The organism is Gardnerella vaginalis (assembly GCF_001546455.1).
Lineage (GTDB): Bacteria > Actinomycetota > Actinomycetes > Actinomycetales > Bifidobacteriaceae > Bifidobacterium > Bifidobacterium vaginale_B.
In genome coordinates this window covers 76,072-102,180 of the sequence record NZ_KQ956813.1, presented here as the reverse complement: position 1 = coordinate 102,180, position 26,109 = coordinate 76,072, and the positions used below count along the sequence as shown (strand labels likewise).

Here is a 26,109-nt window from a genome sequence, read left to right as displayed (position 1 = left end):
AATCTTTAAGAGGTAGCTATGAAATATTTACACAATATTGCGCTTAAGTGTAAGCGTTGCAAGCTGGGATTAAGGCATACATATCGCGCAATTTTATCTATGATTTGCGCATTGTGTTGCGTTCTCCCTCTTAGCGCTTGCAGTCAAAATAGTCGCAACGATGTAATACGCATTGGTATTAAGTTTGATCAGCCTGGTCTTGGTTTTAAAAAGTCTGGAACCTACGTTGGTTTTGATGTAGATGTTGCAAAGTACGTTGCCAAAAAGCTTGGTTACTCCGAAGATAGAATTGTTTGGAAGGAATCGCCTTCAAAACAGCGCGAGGCAATGCTTCAAAATGGCGACGTAGATATGATTGTTGCAACGTATTCCATAACAGACGCAAGAAAGAACACTGTTTCTTTTGCAGGACCATACTTTATTGCAGGTCAAGATTTATTGGTTCGCAAAGATGAGCATAGGGTAACTGGTCCAAATGATTTAGATGGAAAGCGTTTATGCTCAGTAACTGGTTCAACATCTGCAATAGTTGTTAAAGAGAAGTTCTCTTCAAAGGTACAACTTATGCAGCAGCCAGGCTACGCAGAGTGTGCAACTGCATTATTCTCGGGAATTGTAGACGCTGTTACTACAGACGACATTATTCTTGCTGGTCTTGCTACGGCTTCGCGCGGAAGGCTAAAGCTTGTTAGCAAACCATTTACCGAAGAGCACTATGGTATTGGCATTAAAAAAGGCAATACTAAGCTTGCTAAGCGAATTAATGCTGCTCTTAAAGACATGATTAAAAACGGTTCATGGAAAAGGGCTTTAGACGATAATATGCGCGGAACTGGCTTTAAGCCAAACGCAAAGTATAATCCGCCAGTACCAAATGAAGGGGAGGAGTAAAATGCAAGACTTTGTGCAATTATTTACCTCATACAATATTCCAGGAGCGTTCTTGGTAAATATTGAAATCACCTTGTGGAGCATTCTATTCTCCACAGTTCTTGGTGTGATTTTAGTTATGATGAGGATTTGCCCAATACACTCGCTTCGATTTGTTGCAACGGCATACGTTGAGTTCTTTAAGAATATGCCTCTAACTATAATCATGGTGTTTATGGTTCTAGGCGTGTACGCTCAGCTAAAACTTGGTTTTTCGCCGATTTTTAGCGTAAACTTCTTCTGGCTTGCAATCGCTGGCTTGAGTTTTTACACTGCTGCATTTGTTTGCGAATCATTAAGATCTGGTTTAAATACAGTACCTTTGGGTCAAGCGGAAGCTTGTAGGGCACTTGGTCTTAACTTCTTCCAATCGGCTTTTAATGTTATTTTGCCGCAAACTTTCTGCGGATCTGTGGCTCCTCTTGGAAACACTTTTATTGCTTTGCTTAAAAATTCCACTGTTGCCGCAGCTGCATCTGTTGCTACCGAAACATCTACTCTTATGAGTGAGATGATTGAGAGGCATGCAGATTTAATTGTTCCAATCTTTTTGATTTTTGCTTGCGGATACATTGTGCTGATTATTCCAATCGGCATTCTCACTACTTATTTGTCTAATAAGCTTGCGGTTAGAAGGTGATAAAAATGGCAAAAGAACAAGAAAAATCTCTGTTATTTGACGCTCCTGGGCCAAAGGCTTTAAAGAAGATTCGTATTGCAAATATTGTTGCATGCGTTGTGTTTGCGCTTTTTGTTGTGGCTTTGCTTTTAAGACTTAGCAATCCGCCAGAAGGCGAGAATCAGCTTTCGTGGGCTTTGTGGAGTCCTGCAGTTGAATCGGAAGCCTGGAGTGATTTTTATCTTCCAGGATTATGGATGACTCTTAAAGCATCACTTCTTGCTGTTGTTGGCTCAATACTTTTTGGACTTTTGTTTGGTCTTTTAAGGTTGTTGCCTAACTTTATTCTTCGCAGCATATCTGCAATAGTTGTTGAGTTTTGTAGAGCTGTTCCAGTGCTTTTGCTTATGATTTTCCTTTGGCGAGGATTTGCATTTGCTGGAATAAGCGGAGCTTCTTATTGGGCTGTTGTTTTATCTTTGATTTTGTACAACGGTTCTGTTGTTGCAGAGTTGGTTCGTTCTGGCGTTGGAAATCTTCCTAACGGTCAGCGCGAAGCATCTTTAGCTCTTGGACTCTCGCAATATCAGTCCTTAACTCAAATCGAAATGCCGCAAGCAATAATCGCAATGCTTCCAGCAGCTGTAACTCAGCTTGTAGTTGTGTTAAAAGATACGGCATTAGGTTCCATAATTATGTACACTGATTTGCTTCAAGAGTCTAGACGACTTGGATCAATGTACTTTAACATTTTGCAAACTTTGACTGTTGCGGCAGTTGTATACTTTTTGATTTGCTGGGCGCTTTCTTGGTTTGCCGAGTGGCTTCCATCAAAGCTTAGTAGCAGAACTGCAGCTCCGACTGAGCCAGAACCTGTTGCGCCAATTGCAATTATGGATCCTTCTAACGTGAACCAGATTGCTGTTGCAAAAGAAGTTAAGGAGCTGCCACATGGCGGAACTCCTAGAAAGTACCACGTGCATCACCGCGGTACAAACGCTTCTATTCATCATTGGCGTCGCACTCGTTACTTGCAAGGATACGATGAGCATCATTTAGAAACTGGTGACGAGAATTTAGATGATAGTCAAAATACTAACCAAGATAAAACAATAAAAAAGCATGATTAATCTTAATTTTTAGATTAATTCATGAATCCATAGCGCAATAGGTTGATTCCTCCTATTGCGCTATTTTTTATTCTTTTAAACAAAATATGACTTAGTATACACAAACATGTGAAAATCGTATACAAATCGTATACAAATCGTATATAAATCGTTGCAAATCGTTGCAAGACAAAAATCGCACAAAATCTTAGCAAAATCGTGTTTTGCTGTGTCGTTATTGAAAGATATTATAACAAAGATATGCTTGCGTTCGCCGTTATGACTGGAGGAAAGTTTTATGACTATCGCACAAGCGGAGGAAAGCAAGTCTCGTAGAGTTTTGTTAAAGCTCTCGGGAGAAGCATTTGGCGGTGGCGCCGTTGGTATAGATACTCATGTTATTCGTAGAATCGCTGGAGAAATTGTAAAAGCTGTACAAAATGGGGTACAGGTTGCAATTGTTGTTGGCGGCGGAAACTTCTTCCGCGGAGCAGAACTTCAGCAAGCAGGCATTGACCGTAGCCGCGGCGATTATATGGGAATGCTCGGAACTGTTATGAATTGCTTGGCTCTTCAAGATTTTCTTGAGCAAGCAGGTCAGGCAACTCGCGTTCAAACTGCTATTACTATGGGTCAGGTGGCTGAGCCTTATATTCCACTTAAGGCGATTCGCCATTTAGAAAAAGGCCGAGTTGTTATTTTTGGCGCTGGTGCTGGAATGCCTTATTTCTCAACCGATACCGTTTCTATTCAGCGTTCTCTAGAGATTCATTGTAACGAAGTTTTAATGGGAAAGAATGGCGTTGATGGCGTTTATAGCGCAGATCCTCGTAAAGACCCTAATGCTAAAAAATTCCTAACTCTTAATTACAATCGCGCGATTGTTGATGGTCTTGCAGTTATGGACGCTTCTGCGCTTTCTATGGCTCGAGATAACAACCAAAAGATTCGCGTGTTTGGTCTCGAAGGAGAAGGAAACGTTACTCGCGCATTAGTGGGAGATCAAATAGGAACTTTGGTTTCCAACGAAGAGCCTACATTTGCTTAATTAATCAAACATAATAAATAAAAAATGCAAATTAGGTAATAATTTAACAAACACAAAATTTATAAATAGAATTTTAATTGGCAAAACTAATACCAATAAAGGAGAACATATGCCAGCTATTATTGATCAGGCTCTTGAACAAATGAACAAGTCTGTTGAAGCTACAAAAGAAAACTTTATGGGCATTAGGACTGGTCGAGCTAATCCTGCTCTTCTTAATGGCATTATGGTTGACTACTATGGCGCTCCTACTCCTATTAAGGCCGTAGCATCCATTGGTGTTCCAGAGCCTAGAACTCTTTCTGTTACTCCTTTTGACGCATCGCAAGCAAACGCAGTAGAAAAGGCTATTCGCGATTCTGATTTAGGTGTTAGCCCAAATAGAGATGGCAATGTTATTCGCATTACAATGCCAGAGCTTACAGAAGATCGTCGCAAAGAATACGTAAAACTTGCTAAGACTAAGGCCGAAGAAGGCAAGGTTGCTGTTAGAAACATTCGCCGTAAAGCTAAGGAGACCATTGACAAGTCTGTAAAAGATGGCGAAATTGGCGAAGACGAAGGCGATCGCTTGCAAAAAGAGCTAGATAAGGTAACTAAGCAGGTTACCGATTCCTTAGATACCTTGCTGGAAGGCAAGCAGAAGGAAATTATGGAGGTCTGATTCTTTGGATTCTAATGCTGCAAGCGACACCCACGAAGCTTTAACAGATATAAACAAAAGAACTGGCAGAAACATGCCACAGGCTATTGCAACAGCAGTTATTCTGATTGCAATAATTGTGGCATGCCTTCTTATAAGCATAGATGCTTTTGTGGTTCTTCTAACCGTTTTTATGCTTCTTGCATTGTGGGAATTGCATGTTGATTTTGCAACGGCAGGTTTTAGAATTCCTTTTGCAGTGCTGTCTATTTGCTCAGTTATTACAATTTTTTCAACTTTTTATGCAAAATGGCATGCAGTTGCAATGGCAAGCGGAATAACCGCCTCTTTGTTGCTAACTGTTATTTTTGCAACTTTAAATAGCACTGTTTCAAAAAGAACTTTGCGCGCAGTTGAAAAAAAGCTGCAACACCCAACTTCTCAAAACACAAAGGCGAATAATTTTACCAATACAGCTGTTTCGTTGTTTGTGGTTTTGTACATTCCTTTGCTCGCTTCTTGCATTATTTTATCTATAGCAGATTCTAAACAAGCTATAGCACACGCAATGTTGCTTATATTCTTGCCAGCATTAAGCGATACTGGCGGGCTGTTTTCTGGAGCTTGGCTAGGCAAACATAAGCTTTCTCCACGCATATCTCCAAAAAAGTCAGTTGAAGGCCTTGTAGGGTCTATGCTTTTTGCTTTGATTGGCGCTTATGCGATTGTTGCCGGCTTCTACGGTCAATCCTGGATTAAATTCTGGTGGATGCCTGCTGTTATGGGTGTTTTGTCTGGAATAGTCGGAACGTTTGGTGATTTATGCGCTTCAATGCTTAAGCGAGATATTGGAATCAAAGACATGGGTCATTTGCTTAAAGGTCATGGCGGTGTTTTAGATAGAGTAGATTCAATATTGCTGTGTGCGCCTGTTTTAATGGCACTAATTAAAGCGGTTGGATTCTAATCTTTATCTGTACTTTTTGGTCTTAATTATTTATTAGAACATGCTTAGCAAAATAGCAGTCACGTTTTGGTTAAATAAAGGAAAGTAAAGAATATGACGATTTGCTCTATTCCTAGTCCAAGTATTTCTCAAATTACATTTGGACCGATTACATTAAGATTTTATGCACTTTCAATTCTTGCTGGAGCGTTAGTCGCAATTTGGATTACTAACAAGCGCTGGAAGCGAGAAGGCGGAGATTTTAACCAAATTTTAGACCTTGCTCTTGTAAGTCTTCCTTTTGGAATAATTGGCGCGCGTCTTTATCATGTTATTACTACTCCCGAAAAGTTTTTTGGCGCAAATGGCGATTTTCTAGAAATATTTAGGATTTGGAATGGTGGACTTGGAATTTGGGGAGGAGTAATACTTGGTTCCTTGGCTGCTAGTGCACTGTGCGCGTACAGAAAATATCCAATAAGCCTACTCGCCGATGCTGTAGCTCCTGCTCTGCTTATTGCACAAGGTATAGGGCGCTTGGGCAATTGGTTTAATCAAGAACTTTATGGCGCTCCTACAACGCTTCCGTGGGGATTAAAACTTAATTATTCCGCATCCAATGCAATTGGCCATAGCGAAAGATGCTACGATGGCCTTACGTGTCCAGAAGGTACGCTCTTCCATCCAACGTTTTTGTACGAAATGCTTTGGAATTTTGCAGGTGCAGCTTTACTCATATGCTTTAGCAAAGTTCTTAAAAGCAAGCTTAAGTCTGGATCACAGTTCGTTCTTTACGTAATGTGGTACACGGCTGGAAGAATGTGGATTGAAGCTTTGCGCATTGATTTTTCACACACTTTCCTTGGAGTGAGAATTAACGTTTGGGTATCGATTGCTATTTTTATTGCTTCGATTATTGTTTTTGTTATTTTGCAAAACAGTAAAAAATCGCGAACAAATCTTGTAAATCGTTTAATTGACATTACTGCAGACGAGCGCGAGCGCGAATTACAATCCAAAGCAAAAGTAAATGCAAGAAATGAAGCCAAAGAGGATTCTAAGCAGAATCGTTAATTTTTGCTTTCTAGTCGCTTGCTTTTCCTAGAATGGAACACATGAATATACAAATAGCACCTAGCATTCTTTCTGCGGATTTTTGCAATCTTGAAAGAGATCTTGTAGCAATTTCCAACGCTGATCTTGTTCATGTTGATGTTATGGATCATCATTTTGTACCTAATCTAACTTTGGGGGAGCCGATTGTAAAGCGCATTTGCGAAGTTACAAATCTTCCAGTTGATGTTCATTTGATGATTGAAGATCCAGATCGTTGGGCACCAGAGTACGCAAAGCTTGGAGCAAGTTCTGTTAGCTTCCACATGGGCGCAACGCATGCTCCTGTGCGCTTGGCTCGTCAGCTTAGAGACATGGGCTGCAAAGCTTGCTTTGCTGTTCGTCCAGCTGAACCAGTTGAACCTATTTTCGATATTTTAGATGAGTTTGACATGGTTCTTATTATGACTGTAGAGCCTGGTTTTGGCGGTCAAAAGTTCTTAAGCAATCAAATGAATAAGGTTCGCCGCTTACGCGATGAGATTACTCGTCGTGGCTTAAACACCCATATTCAGGTTGATGGTGGAGTTAGCCCATCTACTGCTGCCACAGTTGCACAAGCTGGAGCAGATGTTCTTGTTGCTGGCTCTGCAGTTTACGGAGCAAGTAGCCCAGCTCAAGCAATTGATTCTATTCGTAATATTGCTCAAGAAGCTTGGCGCGCATAGAAAAGTTGTTTTTATTGGGGCATATAAATGCCCCAATGTTTTATTATTGGCAACATTCCAACGCATAAAGCTTTAGATTTTAGTAAGATTTTTAAGGGAATTTGGTATGGTTAAATTCGTTTCTAGCAAAGAATACAGCCCTGAAGCACTTAATCGTGTTCTTACCGTGCCAAATGTTATTAGCTTTTTAAGAATATGCTCAATACCGTATCTTGCTATTTTAATTGCACAAAACAAAATGTGGCTTGCGCTAATTGTTCTTGCAATATCTGCGTTTTCGGATTGTGCCGACGGTTATATTGCTAGAACTTTTAATCAAGTTAGCAAATTAGGGCAAATTTTGGATCCTATTGCAGATAGGCTTCTTATTGTTTGCAGCACATTAGCCTTAGCATTTGCAAAGATTATTCCGTGGTGGGCTTTGGGCTTAGTTGTTTTGCGCGACGTAATAATGGCCATTTTAATTGTGATTCTTGCGCAATATGATTATGGTCCTTTGCCTGTAAACTTTATGGGCAAAACTGGAACAGCACTGTTAATGGTAACTATTGTACTGTTTATGATTGTTTACGCTATTGCAACAGAGCCAATGTTCATATTGTATGCTGCGGCAATTGCATGCGCAATTTGGGGAATAACGCTTTATTGGTTTGCTGGAATATTATATTGCATACAAGCGTATAAGCTACTAATAAAAAAGAGCAAATAAGCTTATAATTATTGAGAAGCGGTTAAATAAAACGGATTTATAATGGTGCAAAAGACTTCTAATCTAAAACAAAATGGGGATTCTGCCTCCAATGGCACTATTCCAAAGTCTTTTCCTGCGCCAACAGTTGTTCTGTTTTCAAAACGCAGAGCTGTATTTTCAAAATCTGTGTTTTCGCTTGGCACTCATCATGTAACTAATTCGTCAGACACTTTTTCATCGCATAGAGATAGGCGTAGGCGGCTTGAGGATTATTCTCTTAGACTAATCGATGATTTAAGCAATAGGCCAGTTGATCCGCTTTTTATGGATTCTAGGCTAAACAAACAAAATGTTAGCAAGCTTAGCATTTGGATTACAAGAATAATTGTTTTTATTATTTGTATTGCTGTTGGCACTGTTGGAAGCCAATTTGTGCGTAAACTACATGCAGATTCTCGTAAAGCTATACGCGTATCGCTTGCAAATGAGCTTACTGCTCATGCAAACAGGTTTGACAGTCTTGTTAAAGAAGTAGCAAAGCTTCGAGCTAACGTAGATCGAGAGTCTAAAAGAATTAACACTCCGTACGAAAATCAGGTAGATAAATCCGATAACATGACTAACGGCACTCACGCTGTATATGGGCCTGGTGTTGTTTTAACTATTGCAAATCCTATTTCCGCTAGCAATGATGTTTCAAATGGCTCTATTCCTAGAGAAATGTCTAAAGGAGCTAGAATTAAGGTTGTTAGCGACCGAGATATTCAGATTTTTGTTTCAATTCTGTGGGATGCTGGAGCAGAAGCAATATCGGTTAACGGTTACAGAATTGGCTCGCAAACATCAATTCGTACTGCAGGATCAACAATTCTTGTTGGCGTTAATCAAACTCAAAGTCCGTATACAATTGAGGCAATAGGGGACAGTTCAAGTCTTATAGAAAAGCTAAATTCTCAAAGACGTTCCTCGTGGTTTACGTCTCTTAGCAATGCTGGTATTAATCCGCAGATTTCGTCTGCTAACAACTTAAAATTGTCTGCAGCAGGTACGGGAGAAGTCAATTTTGCAAAAGAATTATCGAGTAGAAGATAGGAAAGATAGGAAATAGGTTATGACAGCTATTCTCGGTTTGATTCTAGGAGCGCTTATTGGCATTGTGGTGCATCCTGATATTCCAGTGATTATTCAACCATATTTGCCAATCATGGTGCTTGCTGCACTAGATGCACTTCTTGGCGCTGCTCGAGCTTATTTTGAGCGCAGCTTCTCCGATAAAGTGTTTGTTATTTCGTTCTTCTCGAATGTTATTGCTGCAACGCTCTTAGTTTTGCTTGGTAACCAGCTTGGAGTTGGTGCTCAGCTGCAGACTGCTGTTATTGTTGTTCTGGGAATACGAATCTTCTCTAACGTTTCTGCAATTCGTCGTTTTATATTCAGGGGATAATATGAAACATCCATTTGCAAATACTTCAAAAAACAATATGGACGATGATTTATTAAACAATAAAAACATTGATAAGAATGTAGATAATATTGTTAAAAAATTGCATCGCCAGCATGCTAGGGATCGAGAAAGCGACCGCACTCAAACAGGTTCTTTCCCAATTGTTAAACGAAAGAATAAGCCTTCTTTGCAAGGTCATGTTACTCGAACGCGCATTCTAACAGGCTTGCTTGTTATGCTTCTTTGTGCACTACTTAGTTTTGCTTATATGATTCAAGTAAATCGAAGCACTCTAGTTTATCAAACTATGAGCGAAGATGAGCTTACTCGTTTAATTACGGAAACTAATTCTCAAATCCAAAATCTTGAGCAGCGAAAGTTTGAATTAACAAGTCAGCTTAATTCGTTAAAAGCATCCGTTAATAAACAAGAAGAGGCTGCTAGAATTGCTAAGCAAAATTCACAAACAAATGGCTTGATTTCTGGGCGTTTGCCAGCTGTTGGAAAAGGTGTGATTATTCATATTACCGCTGGAGAAAAGGAACGCGTAGATGCTGCAACAATGTTCCAGCTTATAGAGGAGCTTCGCAACGCTGGAGTGGAGGTTATGTCTATTAACGACATTCGTATTGTTACCTCCACTTATATTTCCGACACTAAGCATGGATTACTTTGCGATGGGATTGATATTAATCCGCCTTATATTGTTAAGGCAATTGGTGACGCTCAGAATTTGCAAAACGCCGTAAATATTGCTGGTGGAGTTGGATCTAGATTAAAGGTTAAATTCGGCGCTTCCGTATATGTTTCAACGCCTGAAGAGGTTGAGATTCGTTCAACACGCGAACCAAAACAATATCAATATGCAAAACCAGTCGAATAAGAAGGTAGAATAGCAATTATGACTGAACCTATTCCTACAGCTGGAGAAACAACCATTATTGGCATGCCAGCAATAACTATTCCTGTAAACTCTAGTGCAGATCGTCCACTAAAAAAGGACGATTTAGATACAATATCTAAGCTGCTTCCTGGTACTGCATTGCTTATTTCTACGCGTGGAGCAGTTTCGGGGTCTCGATATTTGTTAGATGAGGATGTTGTGTCGGTTGGGCGTGATTCTAGAGCAGACATTATGCTTGACGATTCTACAGTTTCTAGAGCGCATGCGGTATTTAGAAGGAATGGGAACGTTTTTAGCATTGCAGATGCTGGTAGCCTAAACGGAACTTATGTTAATCGCAATCGAGTTGATGAAGCAATTCTTAATAATGGCGATGAGATTATGATTGGCAAGTACCGCTTAATGTTCTTTACACAAGGCGCTGTTAGTAAACGATAAGCGAACAATAAACAATCAATAAACAATAATGGTGTTAAAAAACTCTTCTAAAAAGAATGCGCTGGTTGATTCGCCTCAAAATAATCGGCCAGTGCAAGGGGAGTTGTTTGCTTTTTCTAGCGATGGAGAGGAGTCTGTAGGATACCGTGGAAGCGTTGCAATGAAGATTGCTGGTATAACCTACAGGCAGCTTGATTATTGGGCTAGAAAGAACATTATTGAGCCTTCGATTAATCCTTCTCATGGATCTGGCTCTAGGCGTTTGTATTCCTTTAAAGACATTTCCATTATGGCGGTAGCTAAGCGTCTTTTGGACGCTGGCGTGAATCTTACAAACGTTACAACCGCTATAGTCTTTTTAAATTGTTATAGCATTAGTCATCTGGAAAATATGACTATAATTTGTAACGGTCAATCTGTTATGGAATGCAACAATAATCAAGAAGACATGTTTAACATGCTTGAAGGCGGTTCAGCGGTTTTTGCAATTGCGGTTGGATGTATTGTTAAGCAGGTACGAGCTGATTTAACTAAAGAATCTTCGATTAGAATCTTTTCAATTAGCACATTTAAATAGGTAAAGTAGTCGAAGTAGTGCGTGTAGCCAAGGATTTTTGATTTGTGTGTTTTATACCTAATCTGACATAACGTACATTATCGGGTAAATATTATCTATATTATTTATATTATCTATTGCAAGTATCTTCAAAATACTCGTCTACGGCACTGCTTAAATCACAAACATTATCGATTATTCTATAAGCGCCATGCTTTTTAAGCTCACCAGGCTCTGCATAACCCCAAGCGCAACCAAGACAATCAATATAGCATGCTAAAGCGCCGTCAACATCTGTCCAACGGTCACCAACCATTAAAGCCTTATCTAGCGAATAGTCAAAACCAATATTTTTTAAAACGTAGCGAATAACTTGGTCTTTTTTAATCCTAGACATGTCGGTACTTGCACCATAAATTCCATCAATCAAATCTGTTAAACCAAAATAATCACAAATAGGCTTAACCTGATATTCTGGCTTGCAAGACGCCGTAGCAAGATAATATCCAGATTCACGTAGTTTCTTTAATTGTTCTGGGATTCCTTCATAAACCTTGTTTAAAAGACTTCCCGTAATTTTACTACCATTTGGATTTTGCGGATCTACAAAAGTTGCAACTTCGGAATAATACTTTCTATATAGCTTTACACCTTCGGATTGCAAATCTTCTGGCATGCCATTTCTTTGAAAAGATTCAAGAATAGACGGGCCTACAAAACGAAGCATCTCTTCTTCGTCTGGAATTTGCATACCCAAGTCACTCATGGCCTTTTTAGCACATGCAATAATTCCAGCATGCGATTGAGTTAAAGTGCCATCTAAATCAAGCAAAACAACTTTCATGGCGTTTCCCTAAAAATGATTTAAGAATTTAATTAAATCACGCAAAACTAACTAAAGATTAGATTACTCGTAATCAGGAATCCAACCTTCGTGATGCATCTTTAAACGCTTATCCAGTAAAGCCTTAAGCTCATCTTCGCTTCTACGCTCTAAAAGCATATCCCAATGAGTGCGAGTAGGCTTATTAAAATCGTCGTCTGGCCTATCTGCATCGCCCTCTTTATGCGCTAATGCACCGCAACGGCATTCCCATTCTTCTGGAATTTCCGCACCTTGAGCAAACGGGAGAATAGTCCTATGCCCTTTAGGGCAAACATAGGTAACATCGTTACGAGCCGCAAAATCAACATTATCGTCGGATTCTAGCGACTTAGCACCAATGCTCATACCTCGTAAACTGCGTTCTGCCATATTATATTCTCCTTTTAGTTTCCATTATAAAGCTAGCGAATTGCACGGACTATAAAGACTAAACGTGCAAAAGACTAAACATCGCAATAGGCTACTACCCCACGATTAATTATCTGAACTGCCTCATACGCATTATGAGCTAAAGAATCATCTACATTAGGCAAAATCTTTAGATAATCACCAAGAACAGCAAGCTGATTAAGCAAGTCTATAAGTCTTTTAGCAAAACGAACAAAATCGCCGCCAGTAATATCTGTATTTTGCAAAATATCCAGCAAATCCGCTCCTTGCGCCCAATCGTAGATAAGATCTACAGCACCAAAATCAAGCGGACGCAATGCGTCAAGATGATTGTTTATACACATATAACTTATGCGCATAAACAATTCCTTCATTTTAGAAACGGTGTTAAATACAGCGCCGTTCAATCCCCCAGGATATCTTCTTGGCTCAGACCCCACAGGTCCTCTAGATTCATAGACCAAAGACGATACGCAACTCAAAAGTTCAATAGGCGTTAAATTATTAAAAATGCCTTCGCAAATGGCTTGCGCAAAAACAACATCGAGTTCGTTATAAAGTCGTCTAAGAAGCTGGCCTTTATTGGTTAAAATAAACGTATTATCGGCTTCTTTTAAGTAGTCCAAGCTGCAGAGAACGTTGCAAATACGGTCAAAACATCTTGCAACAGAGCCAGTTCTAGAGCTATAACGTTCTTTAACTTGATTTAGCTCCTTTGTTTCCATTGCCCAATAATAGCCCCAGTGCAAGTGACTTTGAATATCTGGACAATTTGCGCAAGGATGATTTCTTTCTTGGCTGCGCAAGCTAGCAATAGTGTTATCTAGCTCTTTAAAGGCATTAGAACGCTCTAAATCGCTAGCAAACAGCATGTGCTTAAGTTTTCTACGCTGGTCGTGCTGAGCGTCTTTAAGGCGCATTCTAAGCGTCATAAATTCAGCAAAATCGCCACTAGAGCATTTAAAAGCCTGCTCATAGCCACTAATCGCCTCTTGCAGCTCTTTAATACGGCTTAAAAGGCGCGTTGCAGAAGCATTTGCTTCCCACTGAGCAAAAGAACTACTAAGCGTTATGCGAGCTGTTTTAGCATCGCTGTTATTAAGAAGATTAACAGCCATGTTAAAGGTTGGAACAAAGCTAGAGTGAAGAGGATAAACTCGTTTACTAGAAAGAGAAGCCGCTTTGGCTGGGTCAAAATCAGGATTATCTATTAAAACCGCATGGCCAATATCGTCAATTCCACGCCTTCCAGCTCTGCCAGTAAGCTGAGTAAACTCGCCAGGAGTAAGAGGAACATGACCTGTGCCGTCATACTTAACTAGCTTTTCTACAACAACACTTCGAGCAGGCATATTTAAGCCCAAAGCAAGAGTTTCTGTAGCAAAAATAATCTTAATAAGTCCGCGTTCAAAAAGAGTCTCAACAATATGCCTAAAAATTGCAATCATACCTGCGTGGTGAGCTGCAAATCCTTGTTCTAGAGCATATCTAAAGCGTTCAAATCTAAGCGCTTTTAAGTCACTTTTAGAAAGCTTATTTTGCGAGATCATTGAATCGACTATTCTACGAATCTCGTACATTTCTTCGTCACTTGTAAGAGCTAATCCAGCGTTTAAACATTGCTGAACAGCCTGATCGCAGCCCGAACGGGAGAAAATAAAGTAAATCCCAGGAAGCATATTAAGATAATCAAGCTCGTCAATAACAGCCCACCTTTTAGGAGTGTGGCGAACAGCTAGAGAAGACTTGGAGTTTTTTGGCAAATCGCTAGAATGCTCGCGCGATTTTCTTCTAGAGAATCTACTTTTAGAAAATCGTTTGTCTTTACTTAAATACGAAGATTTTTTGCGTAAAGCAGTGTTTTCCCACTGGCTTAATTTTCTAGTTAAAGCAAGATTCACGCGATTCGTTACATTGCCATTTTTGTCTGTATCGTAAAGATTAATAAGCTCTGGCTCTGTTCTAGCATCTTTTTGAATAATAACATGGCGTTCAAGAGGAACAGGTCTATGCTCATCAACAATCAAATGCGTATTTCCGCGAACAGAAGAAATCCATGCACTAAAATCTTCAACATTAGAAACCGTAGCCGAAAGGCCAATAATTTTAACGTTTTGTGGAAGATGAATAATAACTTCTTCCCAAACTGCGCCTCGGAATTTATCTGCTAAATAGTGCACTTCGTCTAAAACAACAAATCCAAGTGAATTAAGCGTTATTGAACGCTCATAAAGCATATTGCGTAAGACTTCTGTTGTCATAACAACAATATCTGCTTCGCTGTTAACAGATGTATCTCCAGTTAAAAGACCAACTCTATTAGATCCATAAACTTCGCAAAAATCGTGATATTTTTGGTTGCTAAGAGCCTTGATTGGAGTTGTATAAAACGTTTTAACACCACGATTAACGCCCAAAAAAACAGCAAAATCTGCTACTACAGTTTTACCAGCGCCTGTAGGAGCTGCAACAAGAACATTATCGCCATTTTCGAGAGCATCAATAGCTTCAACCTGAAAATCATCTAAGTCAAAACTTAAAGAACTTTCAAATTTAGCTGCCATCGACTTAGAATGTTGCAAAGTCTTGCGAAACGCACTAAATCGTTGCGCGGGAGATAAAGGGAGTGTGGTCATAAACTATTCTTTAGATTCCGTAAAATTAGGATTGTCAATATCTTCTTTGCGCAGTGACATATCGTTCCAATGCTGCCAAACAGTTCTGTGCAAGTCCCCCACTTGTTGGCGGCGCTTTAAAACTTGAACACGAGCATCTTCCACACTTTGCGCAGCATCACTAATAGGACGCGTAAAAAATGGATCGGTATTCTTTTTTACTGAATTTTCACTGCTTTGCAGCTTGTCAAAACACTTAATAACGCTGCTGGAAAGATTGGAAACATTGGTAAAAATACGCAATGCACCCTTAATTATGACAAATAAGCCAAGGGCAATCATGCTAAGCGAAAAAAGAGTTATAGGAATCCAAATCCACGATGGCATTTTAAGCCTCCGCGTTCTGGGAATCGCTATGATTTACACTTAACTCCCTTTGAGCTCTAGCAATAATCATAGTGCGCAAAGTTTCTGGAGAAACAGCCTTAATATGACGAGCATGAGCAATGCAAAATGCCACAAACCAAGAGTCGGAAGAAACCGTTAAGTGAACCTTAACACCAGCTCCACAAGGCTCAACAGTGGCTCCAGAAAGACTCTTTAAGAAGTTCAAATCTGGCTCATCTGTAATAAAGCATGTTTGCGTGCCATTGTCGAAGCTCCACTTTCTAAGTTCGCTTACAGGAACATCTGGAATTTCAACAGGGCAAATAGGGGCAATAACCTCTGCATGCTCAATTCTGGCAACGCGCAAAACCTGCCAAATTCTAGGCAAACCATTTGCTTTGTTAATCGAAGTGTCTTTTGCAACAAGGCTGCGCTTATCTTCTGGAGTTTGATTTTCAACATCCGTCCAAACAGCAACGTAGTACACGCCTTCATCAACAAAAATCTTAGAAGGAGCAACAACTTTTCTACGAGTCCTACCAGCGCCATCCGTATATTCCATATCGATTAAGGAACCAGAGTTGATTGCACTGCGAACAATAGAGCAATTTCTAGGCTCCACCTCGTAGCCTGTAAGACTTAGCCAAGGAGTATCTCCAGGGCTAACATGCCTACGCAAACGCATATACAAGGCCTTCGCTTGGTCTCTTTGCTCAAGAGGCAAAAGCGGAGAATGTGCAAGATAATTAACAGAAGCAGTGAGCATGCTCATATACTGTTGAGATACGCCAGCTAAACGCTCAAGACCCAAGGAATTTGTGGCGGAAACAATGCCTTCTGCTTCCAAAAGAGACCAATCGATGTCAAAGAACTGACTGCCAGCCATTTCGCCATCGTCGGAAACCGTAGTAAGCGTATTTATATCTTTATGTAAAATCGCAACAAATCTGCGAAGCTCGTCGTCGTTCTTAGGCTTGCCAATAAACCTCATAGCAAGCTCATTTAGAGGGAATTCTTCTCCAAGATGAGCAGAAAGGAAAAGCATTAGCCTAAGCCTACGATCAACTTCGCTTCCAGTTTGGAAAGAAGTCTTTTTTTGACGAGACTTGTCTGAATCATTTTCTGCACTATCTTGATTATCTTCTTCGCCAGTTGCTACAGACTTATCGCTTTGGTCAACGTAATTCTCATCGCAAGCAACAAATTCTGTTGCAGCATTAAGCCTACGGTGGAAAGCGTCAACAGCTTCTTGAGGGCTAACAACACAAGAGCCAGGATGTTCAAGAACAAACATTGCTAAATCGTCTGAATCGGTGTATGCAACGTTTAAATGTTCTCCGTCAACGTCAACTGTTGCGGCAAACCTTCTAGAATCAATAACCTTGACTAAAGCATCTGGAATGGTTTGTGTTCCAAGACCAGGAGCAATTGAATCTAATCCAAGGCCTGGAATAGGAGTTTGTGGAACTCGAGGAGCAGTACGAGACGCAGAAGAATGTTGCTGATTTACTTTATGAGATTCAGAAGAAGAAATCGACATAGAGCGAGCCAAATAATTAGCTGCGGCAAGCACTGGAAGCTCTTCTTGCTCAAAACGAATACGCACGCGAGGTTCATCCCCAAGCTGCAATCTGTAAGATGCAAAATCTTGACCTTCAGACTTAGAAGAATATTCAGGCTGGCGAGATTCAATTGCAATACCCATAGCTGCAAGCTTTGCGCGGTCTCTTTGGAACTGCTTTGCAAAAGCAGCCTTTGCAGCCTGATCAGCAAGCTCTCCATAAGAATCGGCATATGCCTTAACTCTTTGTGCAATCTGACGCGAAGTCAGCCATTGTGGGAATGCGGAAGACAACACGGCGAGCACATCAAGCTCGTGTTTGCCCCACTTATCAGAAAAACGACGTCTTCCGTTGCTTCCTTCTGCCATTGGTCCTCACGTATCGTTTCGTTTGTAGTTTCCTTTTGCGCGAAGAAAATTTGCAAGAAAATTGCTAAATCTTCAACACACACCTTAACTATTTTAATGGTGTTTTGCTATACGTGTGGACATTTTTAAAAAAAGTCATTAATTTTCTTAAAATGACATTAGACAACACTATAAAAACGTTGAAATAATGCCATTTTCCACACGACACGCCGAGTTAATTTATTTTATGCGCATTTTTCTTATGTTTTCGCAGAATATCGTAGATTTTCTAAGATTTTCTAAGAATCACACCCATTCATCGGGTTCAATCCCCTGAGGCCCCACAAATTCTCCATTTGGAACATAGCTAGGTTCGCCTGTATCTTCTAAAACTGCATCCGCAAACATAGAAACTTGGTTTCCAAAAGTCCAGTCTCCTCGTATTGTAACAGATTTTGCAGCAGCCAATGCAGGAACAGAATACGGGAATCTTTCATTAAAATCATTGATATTTTTGTAATAACGCGGGTCTAAATCAATATCTGGGAATATGTAATTTCCATCTTCCATCTCGTACGAGTCTGTAAGATGGAAGCGATCCGAACGCATTATAAATAAATCGTTAGTTGTTTTTACTGGCAAAAATCGCATTCTGTCAACCTCAACGCAAATTGCGTCATCAAAAAGTGATACGGCAGAACCCATAGCAGTTTCAAGCTGAACAACTTTTTGGCTTGATTCATCAGTTGGATCAACAGTCTTATGATTACAAATAACTGGAAGAGGAAGAACGCCATTATATTTTTTAAGAATTTTCTGCAAAGCGTCAACTCGAATCCAAATATTGTTGGTGTTAAAATATGGGTGTTTATTAATGCTCTGTGCACTTCGCCTATCTTCTGGGGCAACCTGTGTCATTTCTCGAAGCATCATTCTGCCAGTTTCAAGGCTTCTAACAATATGACCACCTTTGCGGTCTGCCTGAGTACGCTTAGCAACCTCAATCATTATTGAAGCGCCAGTATTTTCAAAGTGCTGAGCAAGAGTTCTAGATGGTCTTGCGCCTAAATTGTCGGAATTAGAAATAAACAAATACTTAATGCCATTTTTCTTTAGAACATCCAATAATCCAGATTCCCAAATAGTAGAGAAAATGTCACCATGGCCTGGAGGGCACCATTCTAAATCACTATCTTTTGCATAAGAAACAGGCTCCCCCGTTTCTTCTAAAAGCTTTGGCTCCTGATGCTGAATAATCTCAACAGGAATATTTTCTTGAGAAAACTTTTTTGTGCGCTTTAAAACTTGCAAAGTATCTTTAGATGTGCGGAAAGAGTTCATAAAAATCAGCGGAAGATCCACACCTAAGCGCTGACGGGCTGTAAGAACTTGGCCAATTATAATATCAATAAATCTCATCTGACGAGCTTTATGCCTTCTAACTGGCAAAAGCGACTTTGCACAAGACAAGCCCATTGATGTTCCAAGACCGCCATTTAGCTTAATAAATGCTGTTTTTGAAAACGCATTAACAGCTTTATCATGGTCAATCGTTTCATAAATCTCATGGAAATTAGGCACAGTTTTAATTGGCTCTACTGTGTTTTCGTGAATAAATCCCCCAGATTTATCTTCATTCCAAACCTTGTAAAGACGCTCGAATTGACTAATTGCAACCTCGCTCATACCTTGTTCGCGCATCTTTGCGGCGGACAATTCAAAAGTGTCGTCCATTTAACGCAGCCTTTCTGTATGCATTACGGTTATTAGTTTATCCGCTTAAACAATATGTTGCAAACAAAAATGGACTCACGCGTTAAACACGCAAGTCCATTTTTACGTTTCAAATAATTTTCAGCAATAGAAAATTAACGAAACTCAGCGAAAATTACTCAGCAGAGCCTTTGCCTACCTCAACACGAGCGAAAGCCAAAGCAGTACCGCCGATTTCCTTGAACAAATCGCCAATAGTCTTGGAAGGATCCTTAACATAAGACTGCTCAAGAAGAACGGTTTCCTTAAAGAAGGCGTTCAAACGGCCTTCAACAATCTTTGGAACAATCTTTTCTGGCTTTCCTTCTGCCAAGGACTTTTCGGTAGCAACACGACGCTCGGAGTCCAACACATCTGCTGGAACATCTTCGCGACGGAGCCACTGAGCACCCATAGCAGAAATCTGCAAAGCAGCTTCGTGAGCAACCTTGGCACCAGCTTCGTCGGTAGCAATCATAGAAACAATGCTTGGAGGCAATTCAACAGACTTCTTGTGAGCATAAACCTCAACGTGAGGACCGCTAACCTTGGCAATCTGACCAACCTTAACGTGCTCGCCAAACAAAGCTGCTGCTTCTTCAACCTCTTCCTTAACAGTAGCATCTCCAGCCTTAGCTGCAAGAAGCTCTTCTGCGTTAGAAGCATTGGCCTCAATAGCATTGTTCAACACAGTTTCGGAGAATTCAACAAACTTTGGAGTCTTAGCAACAAAGTCGGTTTCGGAATTCAACTCAACTGCGTAACCAGTTTCACCTTCTGCAGTTTTAACAACCTTCGAAGCAACGGTTCCTTCTTGAGCCTTGCGACCCTCGCGCTTGCCAGCGGCCTGAATGCCCTTGGCGCGGATAATTTCCTTAGCGCGGGCTACATCGCCTTCGGCCTCGGTAAGAGCCTTCTTAACGTCCATCATGCCTGCGCCAGTTTCTTCGCGCACCTGCTTAATCAACGCTGCAGTAATTGCTGCCATTTTGTTCTCCTCATTAACAGACAAACAGGCTTATTCAGCCTTGGCTTCGTCTTCGGACTGTTCAGATTCCTTAGTAAGTAGTTCCTTTTCCCATGCGGCCATTGGCTGAGCGTCAGCGTCTTCAGACTTAGCGCCCTTGCCAGCATGGTCGAGCAAGCCTTCGGCTACAGCATCTGCCATCAAGCTTGTAAGAAGCTCTACGCCGCGGATTGCATCATCGTTTGCTGGAATTGGATACTCAACAGATTCTGGATCGGTGTTGGTGTCAACGATTGCCACAACTGGAATGCCGAGCTTGTGTGCTTCTTCAACAGCCAAAGCTTCCTTGTTAACGTCTACAACAAACATTGCAGAAGGAGTGCGGTTCATGTTACGAATACCGCCGAGCTGCTTGGAAAGCTTATCCTTTTCGCGCTCAAGAAGCAAAAGCTCCTTCTTGGTTAAACCAGAGCCGCGAACATCGGTAAAGTCCATTTCCTCAAGTTCCTTCAAGCGCTTAACGCGAGTAGAAACAGTCTGGAAGTTGGTGAGCATACCGCCGAGCCAGCGCTCGCTTACGTAAGGCATGTTTACGCGAGTAGCCTGATTCTGCACAGCTTCTTGAGCCTGCTTCTTAGTACCCACGAACAAAACAGTACCATTGTGAGCAACAGTCTGCTTGATGAAGTCATAAGCCTTGTCGATCATGTCGAGCGACTTGAACAAATTGATGATATGAATACCATTGCGCTGAGTAAGAATGAACTGCTTCATCTTTGGGTTCCAGCGGCGAGTTTGGTGGCCGAAGTGCAAACCAGCCTTCAGCATTTCGCTCATGGTAATCTGTGCCATATCTATATACCTTTCTTGTCGGTTCTTGCCTGGCCATGTCAGTTCGCATGCAACTTGGCTAGCATATGACTAAATCCAAGCCGACCGACACGAACGGACGCGTACATGGCGCGTATATGCGCATTCTATAGACAATAAAAAAGCGAGCAATCATATAACGCGACAATATTCATGCTCAAAGCGAACACGCAAAATCAAATTATAACAGAAGCTTTATACTAATTTTGCAAATAATTGCTACAAAAATTGCTACAAAAAATCGCAATCATTTATTGAATTATCTGCTTAGAATTATCTACTTAGAAGAACTATTGCGAAGTTGACGCAAAGCTTGTTTTCTAACATCTTTTTCTAGACGATCAAGATATACATGACCATCAAGATGATCGCATTCATGTTGAATCATGCGGGCCATTAAACCTTTGCCCTCTAAAACAACAGTTTTGCCGTCTAAATCTATGCCTCTTGCTCTAGCGTAATCCGCTCTGCGGGTCTTGTACCACAATCCTGGAACCGATAAGCAGCCCTCATCACCGTATTGATCTCCACTAAGCTCTTCAATAACAGGGTTTAGAATATAGCCTATTGTTCCATCAATGTTATAAGAAAATGCCCGAAGACTAACGCCAATTTGGTTTGCACTAAGTCCTGCACGCCCTGGGTCATTTACTGTTTCCAACAAATCTTCTACGAGACTTTTAACAGATGGGGTAATTTCACGAATCTCATCGCAAGGCGTTCTAAGAACAGGGTCTGGAACAACGCGGATTTGTCTAATAGTCACAGCACTCCTTAAACAATAAAGGCTAATTAAAATCGCAAATAGTAATTATACAAGCCGTAGCGTAATACCAACTTGCGCAATCTATTTGCAATATAACTAGCCTTTATGTTTATTTGTAAAACCGTTATTCGTTAGCGGTATTGTTGCCTTCTTCAACCGTAGAATAAGATTCCTTAGACTCAGCTTGCGAAGGCAAATCTTCGCCAAAACGCTTTAGATGCGTTGCAGCTTGATCAATTGCCTGCTTAACTTTAGGTGTAACAACCTCTTGAGCCTGCTTAACAGTTTCTTGAGCTTGCTTAACAGTTTCCGTTGTTTTATCTAGAATCTTAACTGTTGCAGGAAGCGGCTTGCTATTAGGTTTTGGAGCATAAAGATGAGTTTCTATAATATCGCTATATCTCTTCAAAACCTTTGGACGCACAACCTTCATGCTTGGTGTTAACGTACCAGCATCTTGAGAGAATTCTTCGTCTAAAATAACAAACTTACGAATAGATTCTGCTCTAGATACAGTGCTGTTTGCCTGATCAATAAATTGCTGAACAACAGATCTTATTGCGTCATTTTCTGCAATAGACTTCATTGGAAGATTCTCGTCCATGCCTTGACTCTTAAGCCATGAATGAACCATGTCTGGCTCAAGTTCAATAAGAGCAGAAACAAATGGCTTTCCGTCTCCAACAACAACAGCGTGCGAAACAAGAGGACACTTTGAAATAATGGTTTCAAGAGGAGCTGGGCTTATGTTTTTTCCACCAGCAGTAATAATAATATCTTTCTTTCTACCAGTAATTGTTAAGAAGCCTTCATCGTCAATCTCGCCTAAATCGCCAGAATGAAGCCAACCATCTTGATCAATAACTTCTGCAGTAAGCTCTGGTTTTCCGTAATATCCAACAAAAACGTTAGGACCTTTAACAAGAACTTCTCCATCTTGTGCAATGCGAATAGTGATTCCAGGACCAGGCTTTCCAACAGATCCAACCTGATTTGCATGCTCAAAATTAACAACACATGGAGCTGCGGTTTCTGTCATTCCATAGCCTTGAATAAAGGTTATTCCATCAAAGCCATTAAAGAAATGAGCAAGCTCTGCGTTGATTGGAGCCCCGCCGCATGCAAGCCATGCTAAATTAGGACCTAAAGCAGACCTAATAGAAGATCCAACAGTCTTCATATAAAAATCGTGCTGCAATTTTGCATAAACAGAATGCGACTTACCTTTAACTTCGTCTTTAGACCATTGAACAAAATGCTGAACAGCTTTAGCGAAGATTCTACCGCGAATTCCAGCACCAGCCTTTTGAGAGGCTGCGTTATAAACTTTTTCAAAGACTCTAGGAACACCAAGCAAATACGTAGGCTTAAAGCTACGCAAATCTGCCAATAAGTGCTTAGCGTTTGGAACATAGCCAATAACGCCATTTGATCCAATTGCAACATATTGAATATATCTTGCAAAGCAATGAGCTAAAGGAAGGAACAATAAAATCCTACTAGGCTTGTAGAGCATATCGTTTAAAACATCGTATGCTGCATAAACAATATGAGTAAAGTTTCTGTTAGAAAGCATTGCCCCCTTTGGCCTGCCAGTAGACCCAGATGTGTAAACAATTGTTGCTAAATCATCTGCTTTTATTTTATTAATAGCGTTGTTTAGCTCATCGTCGCTTATTGACTTTCCAAAGTCAATAACTGCTCCAATACCATTTGCTTTAAAGTTGAAAATTGTTTTTAAAGAAATACGCTTATTATCTTGGCGAACTCTTTCCAAGCATTGTGCATGCTCGTCATCTCCAGCAAAAGCAATTACTGGCTTTACTTCCGAGATAATATCTGCAGCCTGCAAAGCAGAATCAGTTTCGTAAATAGGAATAGTTACTACTCCAATGCAAGCGCAAGCAAAGTCTACTACACCCCACTCGTAGCAAGTTGGAGAATAAATAACGACTTTATCTCCTTGCTTAACGCCAAGAGCAATTAAGCCTCTTGCAGTAGAACGAACTTTAGATAGCATTTCTGATGCAGTAACGTCGTGCCATTGGCGAGTGTTATCATCTTGCACTTGTGCAATTACGCCTTGGGGATCTCGCATTGCTCTATTTGCAAGCAATGAATAAATTGTGTCACCGTCGTTAGTTGGGTGAATGTCTTCTACAGAAAATTCTCGCAGCATGCTTTTAATTGTACGGTATATGCAAGCCAACTCAAAACAAGAGTGATACAAAAATCTTTATAAAAAATTGGCGTTTTTTACAAAAGACCCTGGATGCAAACAAGGCAATGCAAGTTATTCTCCAGGGCTTAATACCAATAATTTAACACCCTAATATTTGAATCTAGTGGCGTTTAAAGCATGACTTATAAAACAAACTTTTATAGTTTAGAGCAGACTTACCCAATATCGGCTAATGTGCAAATCCACCTTCCCATTTTAAATTGAAGCTTTAAAGATGCCCAATATTCATTAGGACCAATGTAAAGTAGCACAACTGCTTCTAAGCATGATGGAGATACCAATATTCCATTTATCATCTTGGGTATTGTTGGGCTGGATCTTAAATCAGAAATTTTAGATTTATTATGCTTATCTTTGTAGCATTCATTAATTAAATACCACATATTTTCAAGTTTATATAAGCAATCTTTTGTTAGAGCATTTTTCATTTCTGGCGATATTGGCCTACCATGAGAAACATCGCCAATTATGCATGCTACTTTGCATATTTGCATTGCAAGATACAAATACATCTTTTCGCCGTGCTTACTATTAAAGCACGAAGAGACATGGTAACTTGCCATAGATCGAGACGAGCCTACGGGTATTAATCCTTCAAATACTGGCAAAGTTTTTCTTTCGCCATGCTGGAATTGTGTAGGGATGTTTTCATTTGGAAAGTTGCTGTTAACAACCTCCCAAAATGTTTCATTATCATCATCGTTTGCCAATAACATGGTATTAGAAAAATTTCTCATGTTTTCCTTCTTCTCTAGTTAATTGTTTAAGTCATTTATTGTTTAATTCCTTATTTTGTTTTATTTATTTATTTTTTTGTTTTAGACCTTGTTTTTCGAGGTTTAAATAAAGCATACAGCTAATTTCAAAAAATAAAAGAGCTGATTTAATATGTGGATAAAATATAGATGATCTCTAAATTTTTATTGAAAAATAAAGGATTATTTAGATTAAAGTTATACACATTGCAAAAATGAATTGCGCGCTCAAATTTTTAACTCGAGCGCGCAATCTAATCTAACTTAACAGTATTTAATAATTATCTTATATCTTGATGGAATGGATTAAAAACAACACTGCAGCGCTGGAAGCTTTTAACATCAACATAGCCTGTAGATGCCATTGTGCGCCTTAAAGCACCGATAAAGTTAGTTTTTCCATCTGCCATATGGCTTGGTCCAAATAAAATATTCTCCAAAGGAGCAACAGTTCCAGCATCTGTACGTATGCCTCTTGGAAGAGAAGGATGACGAGCCTCCGCTCCCCAATGCATTCCGCGTCCTGGCGCTTCTGTAGCTCGAGCCAAAGGAGTGCCAAGCATTACAGCATCTGCTCCCATGGCGAGCGCTTTAATAAAGTTACCAGAAGTTCCCATTCCGCCGTCTGCAATAATTTGAACGTATCGGCCACCAGATTCATCCATATAATCTCTGCGAGCTTCTGCAACGTCTGCAATAGCAGTTGCCATTGGAGCTTGAACTCCTAGAGTGTTCATTGTTGCAGAAACAGCTCCGCCGCCAAATCCAACAAGGATTCCAGCAGCACCAGTTCGCATTAAATGCAATGCGGAAGTGTAATCTGCGCAACCGCCAACAATAACTGGAACATCTAAATCGTAAATAAACTTCTTTAAATCAAGCGACTCATGATCTTTAGAAACGTGTTCTGCGCTAACAGCAGTTCCTCGAATCACAAATAAATCAACGCCTGCCTCTAGAACCGTTGAGTAAAACTCTTGAGTGCGCTGCGGAGAAAGAGCACCAGCTACTGTAACTCCAGCGTCTCGAATTGTACGCAAACGCTTAACAATAAGTTCTGGTTTAATTGGTTCCGAATAAATCTCTTGTATGCGCTTGGTAGCTTTTTCGCTTGGAAGCTGAGCAATCTCTTTAAGAAGAGGCTCTGGGTCTTCGTATCTAGTCCACACGCCTTCCAAATCCAGCACACCCAAAGCGCCCATTTGACCCATTGCAATAGCCGTATCTGGACTTGTAACAGAATCCATTGGAGCGGCAATAATTGGTACGTCAAAACTATAAGCATCGACTTGCCATGATGTAGAAACAGCTTGCGGGTCGCGAGAACGACGAGAAGGAAGTATAGCAATATCGTCTAGTGAGTATGCAACTCGGGCTTTTTTGCCCAAACCTATTTCAATTTCTTGAGACATACTTATAAGGCTAGTTGCTTATCATGACTAATCAACATGCCATAAAATT

At 40.4% G+C, this 26,109-nt stretch carries 26 protein-coding genes; 14 read left to right on the top strand and 12 right to left on the bottom strand.

Annotated elements, in window-relative coordinates; all coding sequences use genetic code 11:
- Nucleotides 1–18: 18 nt before the first annotated feature.
- The 14 genes from HMPREF3216_RS01960 to HMPREF3216_RS01895 all read left to right on the top strand — a co-directional run bounded on the left by HMPREF3216_RS01960 (nt 19) and on the right by HMPREF3216_RS01895 (nt 11,130).
- Nucleotides 19–891, top strand: a complete 873-nt coding sequence (locus tag HMPREF3216_RS01960; protein ID WP_060786701.1) for a glutamate ABC transporter substrate-binding protein — start codon at nt 19–21, stop codon at nt 889–891.
- Nucleotide 892: 1 nt separating this feature from the next.
- Complete coding sequence (locus HMPREF3216_RS01955; protein WP_060786700.1) at nt 893–1,570, top strand: amino acid ABC transporter permease; 678 nt, start codon at nt 893–895, stop codon at nt 1,568–1,570.
- Between the two features lie 5 nt (nt 1,571–1,575).
- Nucleotides 1,576–2,679: an amino acid ABC transporter permease gene (locus tag HMPREF3216_RS01950; protein ID WP_060786699.1), complete on the top strand. Its 1,104-nt coding sequence runs from the start codon at nt 1,576–1,578 to the stop codon at nt 2,677–2,679.
- A 277-nt stretch (nt 2,680–2,956) separates the two neighbouring features.
- Nucleotides 2,957–3,706 (top strand): UMP kinase, encoded by a 750-nt coding sequence (pyrH, locus tag HMPREF3216_RS01945; RefSeq protein ID WP_060786698.1) that lies wholly within the window; start codon nt 2,957–2,959, stop codon nt 3,704–3,706.
- A gap of 109 nt (nt 3,707–3,815) precedes the next feature.
- On the top strand, nt 3,816–4,370 hold the full coding sequence (gene frr, locus HMPREF3216_RS01940) for a ribosome recycling factor (RefSeq protein ID WP_060786697.1): 555 nt from the start codon (nt 3,816–3,818) through the stop codon (nt 4,368–4,370).
- Nucleotides 4,371–4,374: 4 nt separating this feature from the next.
- Nucleotides 4,375–5,316, top strand: coding sequence for a phosphatidate cytidylyltransferase (locus HMPREF3216_RS01935; protein ID WP_060786696.1), 942 nt, complete (start codon nt 4,375–4,377; stop codon nt 5,314–5,316).
- A gap of 93 nt (nt 5,317–5,409) precedes the next feature.
- Nucleotides 5,410–6,369, top strand: a complete 960-nt coding sequence (lgt, locus tag HMPREF3216_RS01930) for a prolipoprotein diacylglyceryl transferase (RefSeq protein WP_060786695.1) — start codon at nt 5,410–5,412, stop codon at nt 6,367–6,369.
- A 41-nt stretch (nt 6,370–6,410) separates the two neighbouring features.
- The gene (rpe, locus tag HMPREF3216_RS01925) at nt 6,411–7,076 is read left to right on the top strand and encodes a ribulose-phosphate 3-epimerase (RefSeq protein ID WP_060786694.1); all 666 of its coding nucleotides are present in this window, start codon (nt 6,411–6,413) and stop codon (nt 7,074–7,076) included.
- Between the two features lie 106 nt (nt 7,077–7,182).
- Nucleotides 7,183–7,785, top strand: coding sequence for a CDP-alcohol phosphatidyltransferase family protein (locus tag HMPREF3216_RS01920; protein ID WP_060786693.1), 603 nt, complete (start codon nt 7,183–7,185; stop codon nt 7,783–7,785).
- Nucleotides 7,786–7,827: 42 nt separating this feature from the next.
- Nucleotides 7,828–8,859 (top strand): DUF881 domain-containing protein, encoded by a 1,032-nt coding sequence (locus tag HMPREF3216_RS01915; protein WP_060786692.1) that lies wholly within the window; start codon nt 7,828–7,830, stop codon nt 8,857–8,859.
- Between the two features lie 19 nt (nt 8,860–8,878).
- Nucleotides 8,879–9,211, top strand: a complete 333-nt coding sequence (locus HMPREF3216_RS01910) for a small basic family protein (RefSeq protein WP_060786691.1) — start codon at nt 8,879–8,881, stop codon at nt 9,209–9,211.
- Between the two features lies 1 nt (nt 9,212).
- Nucleotides 9,213–10,094 carry a DUF881 domain-containing protein gene (locus tag HMPREF3216_RS01905; RefSeq protein ID WP_081090908.1) on the top strand — a complete coding sequence of 294 codons (882 nt, stop codon included), beginning with the start codon at nt 9,213–9,215 and terminating at the stop codon, nt 10,092–10,094.
- A gap of 18 nt (nt 10,095–10,112) precedes the next feature.
- Nucleotides 10,113–10,553, top strand: a complete 441-nt coding sequence (locus HMPREF3216_RS01900) for an FHA domain-containing protein (protein ID WP_060786690.1) — start codon at nt 10,113–10,115, stop codon at nt 10,551–10,553.
- Between the two features lie 28 nt (nt 10,554–10,581).
- Nucleotides 10,582–11,130: a MerR family transcriptional regulator gene (locus HMPREF3216_RS01895; protein ID WP_060786689.1), complete on the top strand. Its 549-nt coding sequence runs from the start codon at nt 10,582–10,584 to the stop codon at nt 11,128–11,130.
- 109 nt (nt 11,131–11,239) lie between these two features.
- Here HMPREF3216_RS01895 and HMPREF3216_RS01890 read toward each other — a convergent pair whose 3' ends face one another.
- The 12 genes from HMPREF3216_RS01890 to HMPREF3216_RS01835 form a co-directional block, all read right to left on the bottom strand.
- Nucleotides 11,240–11,953, bottom strand: coding sequence for an HAD hydrolase-like protein (locus HMPREF3216_RS01890; RefSeq protein WP_060786688.1), 714 nt, complete (start codon nt 11,951–11,953; stop codon nt 11,240–11,242).
- A gap of 63 nt (nt 11,954–12,016) precedes the next feature.
- Complete coding sequence (locus HMPREF3216_RS01885) at nt 12,017–12,364, bottom strand: RNA polymerase-binding protein RbpA (RefSeq protein WP_060786687.1); 348 nt, start codon at nt 12,362–12,364, stop codon at nt 12,017–12,019.
- A 74-nt stretch (nt 12,365–12,438) separates the two neighbouring features.
- Nucleotides 12,439–15,021: a DEAD/DEAH box helicase gene (locus HMPREF3216_RS01880; RefSeq protein ID WP_230953848.1), complete on the bottom strand. Its 2,583-nt coding sequence runs from the start codon at nt 15,019–15,021 to the stop codon at nt 12,439–12,441.
- A 3-nt stretch (nt 15,022–15,024) separates the two neighbouring features.
- Complete coding sequence (locus HMPREF3216_RS01875) at nt 15,025–15,387, bottom strand: hypothetical protein (protein WP_060786685.1); 363 nt, start codon at nt 15,385–15,387, stop codon at nt 15,025–15,027.
- 1 nt (nt 15,388) lies between these two features.
- On the bottom strand, nt 15,389–17,317 hold the full coding sequence (locus HMPREF3216_RS01870; protein ID WP_060786684.1) for a helix-turn-helix transcriptional regulator: 1,929 nt from the start codon (nt 17,315–17,317) through the stop codon (nt 15,389–15,391).
- A 285-nt stretch (nt 17,318–17,602) separates the two neighbouring features.
- Nucleotides 17,603–19,030 carry a UTP--glucose-1-phosphate uridylyltransferase gene (locus HMPREF3216_RS01865; protein ID WP_060786683.1) on the bottom strand — a complete coding sequence of 476 codons (1,428 nt, stop codon included), beginning with the start codon at nt 19,028–19,030 and terminating at the stop codon, nt 17,603–17,605.
- Nucleotides 19,031–19,184: 154 nt separating this feature from the next.
- Nucleotides 19,185–20,036, bottom strand: coding sequence for a translation elongation factor Ts (gene tsf / locus HMPREF3216_RS01860; protein WP_060786682.1), 852 nt, complete (start codon nt 20,034–20,036; stop codon nt 19,185–19,187).
- A 30-nt stretch (nt 20,037–20,066) separates the two neighbouring features.
- On the bottom strand, nt 20,067–20,867 hold the full coding sequence (gene rpsB, locus HMPREF3216_RS01855) for a 30S ribosomal protein S2 (RefSeq protein ID WP_060786681.1): 801 nt from the start codon (nt 20,865–20,867) through the stop codon (nt 20,067–20,069).
- A gap of 295 nt (nt 20,868–21,162) precedes the next feature.
- Complete coding sequence (locus HMPREF3216_RS01850; RefSeq protein ID WP_060786680.1) at nt 21,163–21,651, bottom strand: peptide deformylase; 489 nt, start codon at nt 21,649–21,651, stop codon at nt 21,163–21,165.
- 124 nt (nt 21,652–21,775) lie between these two features.
- The gene (locus tag HMPREF3216_RS01845) at nt 21,776–23,830 is read right to left on the bottom strand and encodes an AMP-dependent synthetase/ligase (RefSeq protein WP_060786679.1); all 2,055 of its coding nucleotides are present in this window, start codon (nt 23,828–23,830) and stop codon (nt 21,776–21,778) included.
- Between the two features lie 218 nt (nt 23,831–24,048).
- Nucleotides 24,049–24,630: a hypothetical protein gene (locus HMPREF3216_RS01840; RefSeq protein WP_060786678.1), complete on the bottom strand. Its 582-nt coding sequence runs from the start codon at nt 24,628–24,630 to the stop codon at nt 24,049–24,051.
- Between the two features lie 299 nt (nt 24,631–24,929).
- Nucleotides 24,930–26,060, bottom strand: coding sequence for a GuaB3 family IMP dehydrogenase-related protein (locus HMPREF3216_RS01835; protein ID WP_060786677.1), 1,131 nt, complete (start codon nt 26,058–26,060; stop codon nt 24,930–24,932).
- Nucleotides 26,061–26,109 lie beyond the last annotated feature (49 nt).

Excerpts from the sequence above, each read along its gene's own strand:
- HMPREF3216_RS01960 (WP_060786701.1), top strand. The coding sequence starts at position 19 with ATGAAATATTTACACAATATTGCGCTTAAGTGTAAGCGTTGCAAGCTG.
- HMPREF3216_RS01955 (WP_060786700.1), top strand. The coding sequence starts at position 893 with ATGCAAGACTTTGTGCAATTATTTACCTCATACAATATTCCAGGAGCG.
- HMPREF3216_RS01950 (WP_060786699.1), top strand. The coding sequence starts at position 1,576 with ATGGCAAAAGAACAAGAAAAATCTCTGTTATTTGACGCTCCTGGGCCA.
- pyrH (WP_060786698.1), top strand. The coding sequence starts at position 2,957 with ATGACTATCGCACAAGCGGAGGAAAGCAAGTCTCGTAGAGTTTTGTTA.
- frr (WP_060786697.1), top strand. The coding sequence starts at position 3,816 with ATGCCAGCTATTATTGATCAGGCTCTTGAACAAATGAACAAGTCTGTT.
- lgt (WP_060786695.1), top strand. The coding sequence starts at position 5,410 with ATGACGATTTGCTCTATTCCTAGTCCAAGTATTTCTCAAATTACATTT.
- rpe (WP_060786694.1), top strand. The coding sequence starts at position 6,411 with ATGAATATACAAATAGCACCTAGCATTCTTTCTGCGGATTTTTGCAAT.
- HMPREF3216_RS01920 (WP_060786693.1), top strand. The coding sequence starts at position 7,183 with ATGGTTAAATTCGTTTCTAGCAAAGAATACAGCCCTGAAGCACTTAAT.
- HMPREF3216_RS01915 (WP_060786692.1), top strand. The coding sequence starts at position 7,828 with ATGGTGCAAAAGACTTCTAATCTAAAACAAAATGGGGATTCTGCCTCC.
- HMPREF3216_RS01910 (WP_060786691.1), top strand. The coding sequence starts at position 8,879 with ATGACAGCTATTCTCGGTTTGATTCTAGGAGCGCTTATTGGCATTGTG.
- HMPREF3216_RS01905 (WP_081090908.1), top strand. The coding sequence starts at position 9,213 with ATGAAACATCCATTTGCAAATACTTCAAAAAACAATATGGACGATGAT.
- HMPREF3216_RS01900 (WP_060786690.1), top strand. The coding sequence starts at position 10,113 with ATGACTGAACCTATTCCTACAGCTGGAGAAACAACCATTATTGGCATG.
- HMPREF3216_RS01895 (WP_060786689.1), top strand. The coding sequence starts at position 10,582 with ATGGTGTTAAAAAACTCTTCTAAAAAGAATGCGCTGGTTGATTCGCCT.
- HMPREF3216_RS01890 (WP_060786688.1), bottom strand. The coding sequence starts at position 11,953 with ATGAAAGTTGTTTTGCTTGATTTAGATGGCACTTTAACTCAATCGCAT.
- HMPREF3216_RS01885 (WP_060786687.1), bottom strand. The coding sequence starts at position 12,364 with ATGGCAGAACGCAGTTTACGAGGTATGAGCATTGGTGCTAAGTCGCTA.
- HMPREF3216_RS01880 (WP_230953848.1), bottom strand. The coding sequence starts at position 15,021 with ATGACCACACTCCCTTTATCTCCCGCGCAACGATTTAGTGCGTTTCGC.
- HMPREF3216_RS01875 (WP_060786685.1), bottom strand. The coding sequence starts at position 15,387 with ATGCCATCGTGGATTTGGATTCCTATAACTCTTTTTTCGCTTAGCATG.
- HMPREF3216_RS01870 (WP_060786684.1), bottom strand. The coding sequence starts at position 17,317 with ATGGCAGAAGGAAGCAACGGAAGACGTCGTTTTTCTGATAAGTGGGGC.
- HMPREF3216_RS01865 (WP_060786683.1), bottom strand. The coding sequence starts at position 19,030 with ATGGACGACACTTTTGAATTGTCCGCCGCAAAGATGCGCGAACAAGGT.
- tsf (WP_060786682.1), bottom strand. The coding sequence starts at position 20,036 with ATGGCAGCAATTACTGCAGCGTTGATTAAGCAGGTGCGCGAAGAAACT.
- rpsB (WP_060786681.1), bottom strand. The coding sequence starts at position 20,867 with ATGGCACAGATTACCATGAGCGAAATGCTGAAGGCTGGTTTGCACTTC.
- HMPREF3216_RS01845 (WP_060786679.1), bottom strand. The coding sequence starts at position 23,830 with ATGCTGCGAGAATTTTCTGTAGAAGACATTCACCCAACTAACGACGGT.
- HMPREF3216_RS01840 (WP_060786678.1), bottom strand. The coding sequence starts at position 24,630 with ATGAGAAATTTTTCTAATACCATGTTATTGGCAAACGATGATGATAAT.
- HMPREF3216_RS01835 (WP_060786677.1), bottom strand. The coding sequence starts at position 26,060 with ATGTCTCAAGAAATTGAAATAGGTTTGGGCAAAAAAGCCCGAGTTGCA.